The 13,308-nt window shown below is 38.5% G+C and carries 13 protein-coding genes; 4 read left to right on the forward strand and 9 right to left on the reverse strand.

From position 1 onward, the window contains the following. Positions 1 to 3: 3 nt before the first annotated feature. Together ACEXOE_RS13615 and ACEXOE_RS13620 are read left to right on the forward strand one after the other, a co-directional pair. The gene (locus tag ACEXOE_RS13615; RefSeq protein ID WP_394749361.1) at positions 4 to 3,492 is read left to right on the forward strand and encodes an ABC transporter permease/M1 family aminopeptidase; all 3,489 of its coding nucleotides are present in this window, start codon (positions 4 to 6) and stop codon (positions 3,490 to 3,492) included. Positions 3,493 to 3,503: 11 nt separating this feature from the next. Then, complete coding sequence (locus ACEXOE_RS13620; protein ID WP_394749362.1) at positions 3,504 to 4,757, forward strand: serine hydrolase domain-containing protein; 1,254 nt, start codon at positions 3,504 to 3,506, stop codon at positions 4,755 to 4,757. A gap of 90 nt (positions 4,758 to 4,847) precedes the next feature. Here the strand turns inward: ACEXOE_RS13620 and ACEXOE_RS13625 are convergent, their stop codons facing one another. Beyond that, complete coding sequence (locus ACEXOE_RS13625; RefSeq protein WP_394749363.1) at positions 4,848 to 5,225, reverse strand: pyruvate kinase; 378 nt, start codon at positions 5,223 to 5,225, stop codon at positions 4,848 to 4,850. 227 nt (positions 5,226 to 5,452) lie between these two features. Here ACEXOE_RS13625 and cls point away from each other — a divergent pair, with 227 nt between their 5' ends. After that, complete coding sequence (gene cls / locus ACEXOE_RS13630) at positions 5,453 to 6,838, forward strand: cardiolipin synthase (protein ID WP_394749364.1); 1,386 nt, start codon at positions 5,453 to 5,455, stop codon at positions 6,836 to 6,838. On the opposite strand, the gene ACEXOE_RS13635 is transcribed toward cls, so the two are convergent. The 6 genes from ACEXOE_RS13635 to ACEXOE_RS13660 form a co-directional block, all read right to left on the reverse strand. Then, the gene (locus ACEXOE_RS13635; RefSeq protein WP_394749365.1) at positions 6,835 to 7,503 is read right to left on the reverse strand and encodes a hypothetical protein; all 669 of its coding nucleotides are present in this window, start codon (positions 7,501 to 7,503) and stop codon (positions 6,835 to 6,837) included. The two genes, cls and ACEXOE_RS13635, sit on opposite strands and share 4 nt — an antisense overlap. A gap of 168 nt (positions 7,504 to 7,671) precedes the next feature. After that, on the reverse strand, positions 7,672 to 8,100 hold the full coding sequence (locus ACEXOE_RS13640) for a hypothetical protein (RefSeq protein WP_394749366.1): 429 nt from the start codon (positions 8,098 to 8,100) through the stop codon (positions 7,672 to 7,674). Positions 8,101 to 8,157: 57 nt separating this feature from the next. Beyond that, on the reverse strand, positions 8,158 to 8,571 hold the full coding sequence (locus ACEXOE_RS13645) for a hypothetical protein (protein WP_394749367.1): 414 nt from the start codon (positions 8,569 to 8,571) through the stop codon (positions 8,158 to 8,160). Between the two features lie 15 nt (positions 8,572 to 8,586). Further along, positions 8,587 to 9,435 carry a universal stress protein gene (locus ACEXOE_RS13650; protein WP_394749368.1) on the reverse strand — a complete coding sequence of 283 codons (849 nt, stop codon included), beginning with the start codon at positions 9,433 to 9,435 and terminating at the stop codon, positions 8,587 to 8,589. Between the two features lie 61 nt (positions 9,436 to 9,496). Beyond that, positions 9,497 to 10,345 carry a universal stress protein gene (locus ACEXOE_RS13655; protein WP_394749369.1) on the reverse strand — a complete coding sequence of 283 codons (849 nt, stop codon included), beginning with the start codon at positions 10,343 to 10,345 and terminating at the stop codon, positions 9,497 to 9,499. Positions 10,346 to 10,352: 7 nt separating this feature from the next. Next, positions 10,353 to 11,195, reverse strand: coding sequence for a universal stress protein (locus tag ACEXOE_RS13660; RefSeq protein ID WP_394749370.1), 843 nt, complete (start codon positions 11,193 to 11,195; stop codon positions 10,353 to 10,355). Between the two features lie 117 nt (positions 11,196 to 11,312). Between ACEXOE_RS13660 and trxA the strand changes: the two genes are divergently transcribed. Then, complete coding sequence (gene trxA / locus ACEXOE_RS13665) at positions 11,313 to 11,612, forward strand: thioredoxin (protein WP_394749371.1); 300 nt, start codon at positions 11,313 to 11,315, stop codon at positions 11,610 to 11,612. 18 nt (positions 11,613 to 11,630) lie between these two features. Here the strand turns inward: trxA and ACEXOE_RS13670 are convergent, their stop codons facing one another. Continuing rightward, positions 11,631 to 12,458 (reverse strand): universal stress protein, encoded by an 828-nt coding sequence (locus tag ACEXOE_RS13670; RefSeq protein WP_394749372.1) that lies wholly within the window; start codon positions 12,456 to 12,458, stop codon positions 11,631 to 11,633. Positions 12,459 to 12,488: 30 nt separating this feature from the next. Beyond that, a complete protein-coding gene (locus tag ACEXOE_RS13675) occupies positions 12,489 to 13,295 on the reverse strand; it encodes a universal stress protein (protein ID WP_394749373.1) in 807 nt (268 codons plus the stop codon). Positions 13,296 to 13,308: the final 13 nt, after the last annotated feature.

The raw sequence follows: 13,308 nt of genomic DNA on the forward strand, positions 1-13,308 counted from the left end.
AATATGTTCACTACTATATACACTTACGAATTAAAGCATTGGTTAAAAAAACCTATCGTTTATATTTTCTATCTGGTATTCTTTGGAATGGCACTTCTGGCCTTTGTCGGAAATTCGGGAGTTCTAGATGGAGTTTCCGCTACGGGAACGTCCGCACGTATTTTAAATTCGGAGTACGAAATTAATGGTCTGATACAGTATTTCAACAAATTCCTTCTCTTTTTACTCCCGGCTATTTTGGGGAATGCCTTCTATAAAGATTTTAGGAGAAATACCCATCACTTACTTTACAGTTTTCCTTTAACAAAAGGAGGATATCTCTGGGGCAAATTTTTAAGCGGATTTACCCTTATAACTTTCATAGCTTCTTCTGTAATTTTTGCCCTCATCATTGCGGCTTTCCTCCCTATATATCCCAAAGATAGTATGCTTCCGTTTCAGATCATGCGATATCTAAAGCCATTTTTTATGTATTCCTTTACCAATCTATTCTTCTACGGAATCTTTATTACGGCACTCGTTGTGTTATTTCGAAATATTTATGCGGGTTTTATTGGTGTTATTATCTTGCTTTTTATTCAAAATATCAGCCAGAATGTCTTTGATGGAAATGGATTCTTTATTGGACTATTTGATCCTTTAGGGAACAATACGACTAGTTTTTTAACACATGAATGGAATCTTTCCGCCAAAAATACCCGGGGTATTCCCACGTTTGGTTTGGGCATCTATAACAGGCTATTTTGGGGCGCCTTGGCCGGTATCATAGGTTTTTATACCCTCAAAATATTCTCATTTCGGTATCATGCCATTTTTTATTCACCATGGTTTCGCTCATATCAGGTGGCTAAAAAGGCTCCAGAGCAATTTCTAAAAGAAGAGTTAAACATTACATATGCCTATGGTTTTAAACAGGAACTTAAGGCCATATGGAACATCTCTAATTTTCACTTTCGTTTCATATACCGCAGCCGGATGTTCTATGTCCTCATAGTCTTGGGCTTATTTGCGGTAAGCTTTTCCATAGGACGAATTACCAATGCAGGAGAAATAGTATTGCTTCCCCTTACCAATATGGTACTGACCATTCCCGCATTCTTCTTCAGTACAATCAGTATGCTCATTACCTTTATTTATAGCGGTATGCTCATTCACAGAGAGCTTATGGGCAACTGTAACCACTTAGTGGACGCCACTGCGGCGAGGACCTCTACTTTATACCTCTCAAAGGTATTGGCATTACTCAAAATGCAATGCATTCTATTGACCGTGATGTTAGTAGCTGGGATAGGTCTTCAGGCTTATAATGGGTATACCAATTTTGAACTTGATCTGTATCTATCAAATCTCTTTTTTATTCAATTTTCTGGTCTTATGATATGGGCCTTCGCTTCCGTCTTCTTACATAGTTTAACACGCAACGTTTACCTCGGTATTTTTTTGTTATTGTTGGGATGGATCGGCGTTTCGGGAGCCGAACAAATTGGAATTACATCAAAATTATTACTTTTCAATTTTGCCACACCACTGCCCTATTCTGATCTATCTGGATACAACGGAGCGCTGGTAGCTTTTTTTCTGGTGAAAGCGCACTGGTTATGCTTTAGCATTATACTCTTAATTCTGGGTTACCTATGGTATCACAGAGGGTATCTTTCTGGTTTTAAGGAGAGTCTGCTTAAAATGAAGCTTAGAATAAATTGGGCAGTGCGCATTCTAGGCGGTATGGCCCTTGTAGGTTTTATCTGTGCGGGATATGCCATTTACCAAGGAGAACAGGGCCAAATTTCTTCAAAGACAGAAGATCTTTTATTCAAAGACTTTGAACGTCGTTTTAAAAAATATCGTCATATCACGAACCAGCCCATTATTCAAAAAATCTATTTAGATGCTGCCTTATACCCCCACTCACAGGCAATGGAAATCAAAGGACATTACCAACTTTTTAATCATACGTCCAAAAATATAGATACCCTACTTATCAAAAATGGATTTCAAGAACGTACCCATTTTAGTCTGAATACCGCATATGAAATTGTAGACAAAAGTGATTTTGTTCAGTTTTATGTAGTGAAATTAAAAGAACCTTTAGCACCTAAGGATAGTATTTCCCTTACTTTTCAACTTCAAAGTGATAGCGGCTCCTTGTTCAAAAATACTTCCAGGGTATTACATAATGGCACTTTTATTAAAAACAACGTTTTCCCCAGACTCGGTTATTTTTTGGACGACACTTTATATGAACCACATATGCCCAAAGCGAGGTACAGCAGCTATCATGGTCAAAACGCACATATGACCAGCATAGAAACCAAAATTAGCACCAGTAGTGATCAAATAGCCATAGCACCGGGAAAACTCCTTAAATCATGGAAAGCAAATAACCGAAATCACTATCACTACAAAACAGAAAAACCTGTTCGTAATGCTGTGAGTTTACATTCCGGAGACTTCGAACTTAAGAAAAAAAAATGGGGGCATATCGCACTTGAAATGTACTTGGACGCAAAACATAAGTTCAATGTGGATCGTATGATGAATGGCTTAAAAACTTCCCTAGCCTTTAACTCCAAATACTTTGGTCCCTTTCAATATGATGAGGCCAGAATTGTAGAATTTCCAATGATAGAAGGTTCCTACGCTACGGCGATGGCCAATAATATACCTACTTCCGAAATGCGGTTTATTGCAAATTCTGATGTGACCAAAAATAAAGTGGATCTGTCATTTTATGTTATTGCACATGAAACAACCCACCATTGGTTTGGGAAACAATTGAGTCCGGCCAAAGCCAAAGGGGCTACGATGCTTACCGAAAGCATTTCGGAATACATTAGCCTACAACTCTATGAAGCCCAATATGGGAAGGAAAAAGCAATTCAATTTCTTCGAAAACAACAAGAGCGTTATTGGGAAGGCAGTCTACGGGAAAATACAACAGAACCTCCATTATACTTAGCATTGCCCAGTCAACAATATATTACTTATGGAAAAGGGGCTATTGCCTTTAATGCGCTGGGAAATCGTATTGGACATCACAAGTTGCTGGACATCTTAGGTGCATTTCTAAATCAATATCGCTATCAAATGGCGCCCTACCCTACAACAACAGATTTTTTACTTTTTCTTAAAGAGCGGATATCTCCCTCCCATTGGCAATTGGTCCAGGACTATTTTGAAAGGGTCACCCTTTTTGAAACACAAATCATAGGAGCCGAAATGGGTTTTAAGGATGGAACTCATCAAGTGACTGTAGCTATTAGGGCTTCCAAGAAAATCAAAGGTCAAAAAAAAGCCAAGCCCCTACAGCAAGACATAGAACTTGGTTTCTATACTAAGAAAGGGAAATGTATTCGTTTGGAAACCTTTAGTCCAGAGACCATTGAAGTCCGAAAACAATTTACATTAACAGAAAAACCCTATCTTATCGTAGTAGATCCTCATCTGCTATTGCTGGAAAAGGACACACAGGACAATCGTTATAATTTTTAAAAACAAGGACCATGAAGTACATTAAAGCTCTATGTTTCAGTATTTTTATTCTGGAATCCTGTTTTGGACAAACACTGGTAAAAATTGAATCGCCCGCTAGTGTAGGGATATCGGCCAAATGCTTGCAGTTAGTGCAGGACAGTCTTCGCACCTATGTGGACAATGGCAATTTAGCTGGGATACAAACAGCCCTCATTAAAGATCAAAAACTCATCTATTTTGACAACTATGGTTATGCATCCCTTGCCCATCAAAGAAAAGTGGACGAGCATAGTCTTTTTCGTATTTTTTCCATGACAAAACCTATTGTTTCTGTTGCACTAATGCAATTGTACGAAGCGGGTAAATTTGATTTAAACGATCCATTGTCCAAGTTTTTACCTGAATTTAAACAAATGCAAGTCTATAATGCCCAAGGAAAGCTTGTCCCAAGCAAGAGGCCTATTCGTATTATTGATCTATTGCGGCATTCTTCTGGAGTGGGTTATGGCAACAGTCAAAACCAGGCACTAAATAGGTTATACCAAAAGGCGAATCCGCGTTCTGCATCAAGTTTAAAGGAGATGATTAACATCTTAAGTACTTTACCATTGGCCTTTGAGCCCGGTACCAATTGGGAATACGGCTATTCCACAGATATCTGCGGCTATCTAATAGAAGTACTGTCTGGAATGCGTTTAGATGAATATCTTCAAAAAAATATCTTTGGCCCTTTAGCCATGAACAGTACTTTTTTTAGGGTTCCCAAAGCCCGATTAGACGATTTCACGGTGGGTTATGGCTATGAAAACGGACAGCTAGTGGTGGTCGATGATCCATTGAAAAGCAGATTTACAAGGGAAATTACGATTCTTTCCGGAGGCGGTGGATTGGTATCGACAACGCTGGATTATATCAATTTTTGCAAAATGCTGCTGAACAAGGGTTCATTTAATGGAAAACAGCTCATTGCCCCAGAGACGCTGTCCTTAATGACAAAAGACCATACAAGACCCATATTGGAATATCGCAAACAATTGGGTTTTATTCCCGGGGAAACAGGTTTTGGTCTTGGTTTCTCCATTCGCAGTCGTAAAAAAGATGATGATCGGGGTATTTATGGCTGGGGAGGAGCCGTTGGTACGTACTTCCGAATTGATCCGGAAAAAGGAGCCGCCTATATTATGATGATACAACGTGCCCCATATCGGGATTTAGGCTTGCGCAATGTGTTTCAAAATCTAATCCAAAATGCGTTGGATTCATGTCATAAAATGGTTCACTAAGGTTATATTCTGAAACTATTAGGTTTATCAAAGTTGAACGAAGTTTCTATCGTAAAAGCGAAAAACCCAATCAGTTTTCAAGATTCTTTCCTAACCAATCTTCTTTTTGTATTCTTCTAGTTCCCTAAATTTCTTGAAGGCATTATAGATCCATTGTTTCTCCTCTTGACTAAATTTTTTCGCTTCAAACCAATCATGGGCTTCAATCTTTTCATTTTCGATTTGCGCATTGCGTATGGCCTGTAAAGAGACCAAATGCCAGTGTACCCCTTTTTTTCGGGATACAGAATAGCCAACACTCTCCATAATATACGACACCTTAGGCTGATTGATCAATCGTGTTCCATTTTTAAGTATGGCCAAGGTCTTGGTAAGTCCAACGACTTCTGAAAAGGAGTACCGGGCAAAATCGGTAAATCCATTTTGTGTTACATTATATACTTTATCACCAACTTTGAGTTCCCGCATATTTATCCTAAAAAATTACAAAAATAAAAGTAGCGTTCCTCCAAGAGGTCTTTCTCTTCAATTAATTATTAACAAAATTAAAATCCAAACACCCAGGCGGAACGCAGACCAATAAACGCCTGCTTTCGCTCCACTTTACAATCCTGACCAATGTCATTCTTAGCCTCCAAAGCATGGTTTATCTTGCCATGACATCACAAATCGTATAAACACCTGCTCATTACTGTATGAATTGGACTGTATTTCTTCTCATCCTCTATGTTGTATTGGCCATAGTAGTCGTATTTGGGCTATTGATCAATGGAGTGCGCCCCTCTAAAACCCTCGCCTGGTTGCTCGCAATTTTTACGATTCCCATTGGTGGCATTCTCTTTTATCTGCTCTTAGGAAGAAATCGGCGAAAAAATAGGTTATTAAAAAACAGAACCTATCTCAATACGGCAACATTGGCAGCACCCTTATGCACTGAATATGGCAAATTGCAGCAATTGATCTTAAAAAACTGTCATTTTCCTCCCACCTACAATAATGACCTTAAGATATTAAAAGACGGAAAAACTACATTCGAAAGCATTTTTGATGCCTTAGAGACTGCACAATCCTATATTTATATTCAGTATTACATTTTTGAAGAAGGCGAATTGGCAAATCGCCTATTGCGCGTATTTCGGGAAAAAATTGCCCATGGGGTCCAAGTTAAAATGATTTACGACAGTATTGGAAGTTATTCTTTGAGCAAAAAATACCTCAAGGAATTAAGAAAGATGGGCGTACAGGTCTTTCCTTTTTTACCCTTCCGATTTGGCCGCTTTTTGTCTTCTCTGAACAATAGAAATCACCGAAAAATTATCGTCATAGATGGTATTATAGGTTTTACTGGAGGAATCAATATTTCTGATAAATACCTAAAAGGAGATCCAAATCTAGGGCATTGGCACGATCGTCATTTGGAAATTGAAGGAGAGGCCGTTGAACAATTGGAGACTACTTTTATTCTGGATTGGAACTTGGTATCCGAACAGAAGCTTAGTTTTTCCAAACGAAAGACACATCCCCTGTATGGAGATGCCACCGTGCAGATCGCATCCAGCGGACCCGAGGACGACTTTCCCACTATAGAACAAGTCTATTTTTCCATTATCAACAATGCCAAAAGCTATCTTTATATCATTAACCCCTACATCATTCCCGGTCCAGAAATCCTGCAAGCACTACAAACAGCATCCCTCAGTGGTGTTGATATACGAATTTCTATCTCTCCACAAAGCGATAGTACTATTGTAGGATGGAGTGTTCAATCCTATTTTGAACCTTTACTAAAGGCCGGAGTCCGAATTTTTCTATTTCCCCATGGTTTTTTACATAGCAAAATTATGATTAGTGATGACAGGATAAGCGCTATTGGAACAGCCAATATTGATATTCGTAGTTTTGAGCATAATTATGAAGTCAATGCCATTGTTTACGATGAAGCCACTACCATAGAATTAAAAGAAGATTTCCTTGCAGACTGTATCATCAGTAGAGAACTCTTATATGCTGAGCACAAGAAAAGAGCACTGACCACAAAACTAAAGGAGGGTTTTGCCAAAATCCTTAGTCCGGTACTCTAAATACTGCTTTTTATTGCATTTGGTTTGGTTTTCAATCCCTCCGGGTTTCTAAGAATAAGGTCCTGGGATTCCAAGGATAGGACAATGAGTTTCACGTATTCCTGAACTGTTTTTGAGATGTTTTTGGGGTCTGTAATATGAATGACCCCTCTCCATATCAACTCCCGCTCCTTATCCATACATATACAGTATAAGGAAACTTCGGTATGGTATACCATAAATTGGTCATAATAGTCTGCTTCGTAATATCCCCCTTGATGGTACGAATAGTCTTCAGAGAACGTATCATAGAGTTTATCCAACATACTCATTTTTTCCCGAAAAGATTTTTTGGTTTCAGAGCCAATGACCTTCGTAAACAAGATTGCATCAAAATCTTTGGACAAAAGCTGTTTTTCAACATCATCTATCTCTTCTTCCGATTTTTCGGAGCTTGTAAATTTCACATCAAAAACATCCAAGCTCCGTACAGCTTCTACATTCCGTTTCCCAAACTCTTTTTGCAACTTTGTTTCAAACATTTCTCGTGCGGTAGTATCCTTAGTCATTCCTACCAGAAGTACTTTTTCAGCGTGGAATAGTACATGTTCTGGGTTTTTCCAGGTACTGACCAATTGAGTAGACCCACAACTTTGTATTATCAATGCGCCTACAAGGATTAGCATATGTTTTTTCATCATCTTTATATCAAAAAAATTATACAAAACAGTACGAAGCAAAAGGCCCTTGCAGCACCTTGTCCGTTCTCTTTTCGCTATCAAGCCACATCAAACAGCTACGAGTTTGCGCAATACGATGCACTAAACTTGTTTTTCAAGCTTTTTTAAGGGTTTCTATGATTTCCGTTTTCTTAATATACCACTGGCATACGAAAATATTTCTGCTTTCAGATTTTGAAAATCGGTTATACAATCTACAGTATCCGCAGTCAATATTTCATGTTTTTTATTGTAATTGGCACAACAGGCTTCAGTGGTACATTCCAATATCCCGCCTAAGTCATTTTCGTGTTTGGCAATACGTTCCTGAATTACTTTTTTTTGGGCATGAACCTGTTTTAAACGCTCTTGATATTCCTGCAAACGCTCAAATAGATTCGGCGTATCGGGTTCAAAAACATACGAGTTCAGCAATCTGTCAATGAAATTCAATTCATCTTCCATAAGCTGAAGATTGGACTTCCACTGCTGTGATTCCCAATGTAAGGATTCAAAGGTTTTATCGATTTTATTTTCCGAGGGTGTAAGCTTATAGGTATTCATATTTTTTTCCTTTATCCCTAAGATAACCCGATGCATCTGGCTATAAAATGACAAAAATCAGGAATTACTTTTTTCAAAAAACTTTCGCACTAAAGCTTTTACCTGATTATCGGTCATGCTATCTGCCTTGACCACAGCGACTACTTTTTCAGCAATATGTTTGTGACTGGCCCAAAGTTGGTCCCTAAATTTTTCATTGGTCTCTGCGGGACCAAATAATGCTATGGCTTGGGCTTCATTCAATTGATCTGCCAAGTTTTGAAAATAGGAACGCAACTGGTGTTTTTCCCGTTCAAGATAACGCCTGTCGTGAATCACATCCTGAGGTCCCCATCTGGTCTTGGACCGGGACCCCCCTTTGGGGTTAAAAAAATCTACCTTGGAATACAAGGTCTCAAAGCTTTCCGATTCTCCTGTTAATCGTACAATGTGTGCTTTTTCTTTATCTAACCAAATACCAACATTTTTCATAGAATACAATTTTAATTAGGTCTTATCATTCAATACAAAAACAGGAATCTTCGCCTCATATCCCATTTCCTTCACCAAGGGGTTGGACAAAATGCTACCAAAAAATAAATGTTTCTTATTTACAAATGCGATCATATCACTTTTGCGAATTTCCAAAAACATGTATATTCCTTGATGTACCTTAATGCCCTCTAACCGATGATGCTCATAGGGATAGGCGCCTAGGATATCTTCCAATAATTTTTTCTTTCTTTTCTGTGATGGAGTCAAAGATGATTTCTGTTCAATATGCAGAATGTGAATAGTGGCCCCATACATATCTACAATTTCTAAAAGATGCTGTAATTCCCTCCGTTTAAAATCCGTTTTATAGTTTGTTGGGAAAACAATTTCTTGAGGAGATGTAAATCGATATTCCTCGGGAATCGCCAATACAGGGCATTCTGTGATTTTCTCCATGGCCATCACTGTATTTGTTCCGAAAATCACCGCCTTGGCCCCTGTAGCCCCTTTGGTTCCCATAATAACAATATCAATATCTTTTTCGGCAATAATGCCTTTCATGGCATCCAAGAGGGAATTATAAGAGGAAACGGTATGATACTCATGTCTTTGGTTTTTAGGGCGTAAACTCAGGATATCCATAAGACGGGAAAAACCATCGGCAGATTCTTGCTTTGCTGCTTCATAGGCGTTGTCTCCAGGCTCTGGCACCATCATATTATCCAGACTGTACACCTTCACCTGATATACATTTAAAAAGTAAAATTCGCAATTGCGCCTAAGGTATAGGTCCAATCCAAAGCGAATGGCATTGAGCGCATTTTTGGAAAAATCAGTTGGAATCAAGACTCTTTTTTTCATGAATGATTTTTAAATTCTGTATAAATCTACTAGAGCTTCTTTGATACCGAAATGATATTTATCAGTCTTTATAGGGAAGGATCAAAAAAGGAACTTTTATAGCGCGACTTATTTTTTTAAATATGGGTTCACGGATCCATCGCTCAAGAATGCTTCTTGGGTGTTGCACCAATACCAAAAGGTCAATATGGGCTTCTTCAACAAATATTGCCATGATACCGGCCGAATCTGTAAAATGAGGGACCTCGTGCACGGAATATTGCCTTTGCTGTAAACGGTCTAGCAAAGCCGCCTTATTCAAGGTTTCTGTAGGTTTCAAAGGTTCCCTCCCATTGATGTGTAAAATTCGAATTGTTGCATCGGAGATTCGCTGAATTTCCTCAAGCGGCAGCAATAGCGCTTGGGTATACGGATAACGATAATTGGTAGGAAATGCAATCTCCTTAGGCGCCTTAAAATCAATATCCAAAGGGATAGTGAGTATGGGATATTTTTTCTGAGTATGCACTATACGAAGCGTATTACTTCCCATAAAAATCAGGGAAGAGGACGTTTTCCCCTTATTTCCCATCACTACAAGATCAATCTTCTCCTCTTGGATTATTGTATTTACCACCATACCCAATCTTCCTCGGATTGAAAGAACTTTGAACCGCTGAGTGGTTTCTCCTACATCTCTTTTGATTTTATGACAAGTTTCCAAGAGTCCTTCTTCAGATTCATCTTTTAGGTGACGTAAGAGGGCATGCCCTCCCTTTTTCGCAATTCTTTTGGTTTTTACCGGTGTTAATTCCGTATAGGCATTCACAATAATAAAGGTAGATGCCATTCCCTTGTACAACTGGGTACTATAATGTAAAGCGTGATATGCATTATCTGAAAAATCAGTAAGAACAAGTATTTTTTTCATGCCATTTTTATTTTTTTTCGAAAGGAAATACCAGAAACGGAATATTGACATGAAGTCCAATTTTCTTGATTACGGAACCTAAAAAAAGGCGTTCAAAAAAATTGTGTTTATTTCTGACCATGACCAGTAGGTTCATTTTATGTTCCCATTGAAAATTGTTGATTGCCGATAAGAGGTCATTGTCGGGTACATCATGACATAAATGTGTTCCCTTTCCCAAGACTTTCTTTAGGTTAGCCTTATTCCCCCATTGCATGTCCGTAAGACCTTGGGAAGAGACATGTAACACATGGATTCTTGATTTATGTAGTTGAATCAATTGAAGTAACATATTGAACTGCTCTTTGGTATAGTCGATCTCGTAATCCGTTGGAAATAGAATTTCCATAGGTTTTTCATAAGTAAAACCCTTGGGTATGGCCAATACGGGGCAATCCGATTTTTTAATGACGTGCACCGTAGTACTTCCAAATAAAATTTCCCTTGCCGCAGTAGCACCTTTTGTGCCCATGACAATACCATCAATATCCTCATGCTGTACCACCGCCCTAATTTCGTGTAGGACCGTATTAAAGGCAGCGCGACAGACAAACGTATGCCTAGGATTATTAAACTCCTTTTGTAACGTATCCTTTAAGGTTTCTAGGCGCATGGCAGCATTGGTTTGATAAAAATCGTCCAAGCCAATTTGAGAAGGGCTGTGCAAAACATATTCCGTATGATAGATCGGTGGGGTATAACTATGCAATAGATAGAAGGTAACGGTTTCGTCCTTAAATAGGTGTTGTGCATAAGCTATGGCATTCCTTGCATTTTCAGAAAAATCGGTAGGTAAGAGTATCTTTTTCATGCTACAATACTTTAGGTTGGCATTCAAAAGTAAGCAGGCCTATTTTCCCTAACTATGATATCCATCAGTTTAAGAAATATCATTTTTCTTGCTGTATCTTTGTAAAAAATAGAACAGATGAAAGGAAGCTTTTCTACTATAATTGCGTCAGAAACTCCAGTTTTAATTGACTTTTATGCAGATTGGTGCGGACCTTGCAAAATGTTATCCCCCATTTTAAAGGAAGTAAAAGACGAATTGGGAGATCGTGTTAAGGTGGTTAAAATTGATGTCGATAAAAATCAACCCCTTGCCAATACCTATCAGGTTAGAGGTGTACCTACGATGTTGTTGTTCAAAAACGGAAAACAACTATGGAGACAGTCGGGAGTTGTTCAAAAAAATGAACTGGTCAATATCATCAACTCCTTTAGTTGATCAAAAAAAGATAACCTATCATTCGTGAAGTACCAGAAATGGAATTTTGGTATGATAACTTATTTTTTCTACAGTAGGCCTAAACAACAGACGTTGTAAAAAATTGAGGTTTTTGGCTACCATGGCAATCATGGAAGTATGCTGTTTTTCACAAAAAGAATGCAAAACAACTTCCAATCGATTGCCATGAATTTCACGAAATTCATGGGGTATTTCTGTAAAGTGTTGATGAAGAAATTCTTTGTTTCTTTTAGCAGCAGGCGATAGTGCACTGGGTTCTTTTGACATATGCATTATTTGCAAAGAAGATCCATGTAATTCAATTAACTCCATAAGAGTGTCCAACACTTCAGTTTCATAGTTTAGGATGTAGTCCGTAGGAAAAGCAATAGACACCAATCCTGTAAAGGAGGCTTTTTCCGGGACCACCAATATGGGGCATTTCACTTTCGTGATCACATTTGCGGTATTGCTCCCTATAGTAGCTTTTTTTAAGCCCGTAGCACCCTTGGTTCCCATGATAATGAGACTTATATGGTGTTTTTGCTGCTTTTTTTGAATGGCTTCTACAAAAAAATCATGTGCCGCGACCGGAACAAAAGTGTGTTTTGGATTGAAATATTGTGCCGTTAAAACGGCGATAAGATCCTGTAGTCGCTTGGTACTTGCTTGCAGCATAACATCCCTACTTCCCATAAGGATAGTTTCTTCTCCGGAATAGGTGGAAATGGTACTGATATACATCACATAAAATGTACAAGGCACTTCTTTAAACAGCCTTAAGCCATATACCATAGCGTTCCATGCATTATCGGAAAAATCAGTTGGAATCAGGATATGTTTCATGATCAAAGAATTTAAGGGTATCTATTTTTATTAGGCCGATTCTGGTAAAACCAGGAAAGGGACTTTAATGCGGAACACGAGTTTTTTTACCACCTGGGATTTCCACATGCTCTCAAAAAAATGCTGACGACGATAAATCATGGCCAATAAGGAAATTTTCCGCTCTGTTATAAACCGATCTATTAGCTTGGGTAAAGGATCGGAAGAACGCACTTCTTCCATGGTATAGGGTACCTTTTGCAATCTTTTTTCCAGCAGTCCTTTTAAGGTTTTTTGATAGCCTGTCAAGGTTTCATTTCGCAGCACATGGACTACAGTTAATTTGGTTTTTTCTGTTTCTGCGATATCAATAACAGGCAACAATTCCGAGCGCTCATGAAAGTTCGAAAAATCGGTAGCGATCAAAATATGATCCTTTTCCAAAGGGCGATAGTCTTCAGGAACAAAAATCATAGGGCAAAGATCTATTTGTTGCAGGGCTCTTACCGCATTGCTGCCCATGAAAATTTCCCGGACTGCCGAGGAACCTTTTGTTCCCATAACAAGATAATCGATTTCTTTAGCCACTATAACCTTTTTCGTTGCCGAAATCAATTCATCGACCATAGGAACCGCTTCAAAACAATGCTTTGAATTCCCTTCTTCTTTTTGCAGCTTCGCTACAAGCTGCATTAGCCTGTTTTGTGCAATGTCTTTATTTTGAGATCCCATTTCAAATCGTTCATAAGCGTTACATAGGTAAAAAGTAACCGTACTGTTTTTGAATACGGATTTTGCATACTGAATGGCATTGAGGGCATTCTCCGAAAAATCTGTGAGCAAGAGTATTCTTTTCATTTTTTATTTGCTT

The sequence above is a fragment of the Spongiimicrobium salis genome, assembly GCF_043678055.1.
GTDB classification, from domain to species: domain Bacteria; phylum Bacteroidota; class Bacteroidia; order Flavobacteriales; family Flavobacteriaceae; genus Spongiimicrobium; species Spongiimicrobium salis.

What these genes read in the sequence shown, in the direction of transcription:
- cls (WP_394749364.1), top strand. Translation starts at nt 5,453, where the DNA reads ATGAATTGGACTGTATTTCTTCTCATCCTCTATGTTGTATTGGCCATA.
- ACEXOE_RS13625 (WP_394749363.1), bottom strand. Translation starts at nt 5,225, where the DNA reads ATGCGGGAACTCAAAGTTGGTGATAAAGTATATAATGTAACACAAAAT.
- ACEXOE_RS13675 (WP_394749373.1), bottom strand. Translation starts at nt 13,295, where the DNA reads ATGAAAAGAATACTCTTGCTCACAGATTTTTCGGAGAATGCCCTCAAT.
- ACEXOE_RS13670 (WP_394749372.1), bottom strand. Translation starts at nt 12,458, where the DNA reads ATGAAACATATCCTGATTCCAACTGATTTTTCCGATAATGCATGGAAC.
- ACEXOE_RS13650 (WP_394749368.1), bottom strand. Translation starts at nt 9,435, where the DNA reads ATGAAAAAAAGAGTCTTGATTCCAACTGATTTTTCCAAAAATGCGCTC.
- ACEXOE_RS13640 (WP_394749366.1), bottom strand. Translation starts at nt 8,100, where the DNA reads ATGAATACCTATAAGCTTACACCCTCGGAAAATAAAATCGATAAAACC.
- ACEXOE_RS13645 (WP_394749367.1), bottom strand. Translation starts at nt 8,571, where the DNA reads ATGAAAAATGTTGGTATTTGGTTAGATAAAGAAAAAGCACACATTGTA.
- ACEXOE_RS13615 (WP_394749361.1), top strand. Translation starts at nt 4, where the DNA reads ATGTTCACTACTATATACACTTACGAATTAAAGCATTGGTTAAAAAAA.
- trxA (WP_394749371.1), top strand. Translation starts at nt 11,313, where the DNA reads ATGAAAGGAAGCTTTTCTACTATAATTGCGTCAGAAACTCCAGTTTTA.
- ACEXOE_RS13620 (WP_394749362.1), top strand. Translation starts at nt 3,504, where the DNA reads ATGAAGTACATTAAAGCTCTATGTTTCAGTATTTTTATTCTGGAATCC.
- ACEXOE_RS13635 (WP_394749365.1), bottom strand. Translation starts at nt 7,503, where the DNA reads ATGCTAATCCTTGTAGGCGCATTGATAATACAAAGTTGTGGGTCTACT.
- ACEXOE_RS13660 (WP_394749370.1), bottom strand. Translation starts at nt 11,195, where the DNA reads ATGAAAAAGATACTCTTACCTACCGATTTTTCTGAAAATGCAAGGAAT.
- ACEXOE_RS13655 (WP_394749369.1), bottom strand. Translation starts at nt 10,345, where the DNA reads ATGAAAAAAATACTTGTTCTTACTGATTTTTCAGATAATGCATATCAC.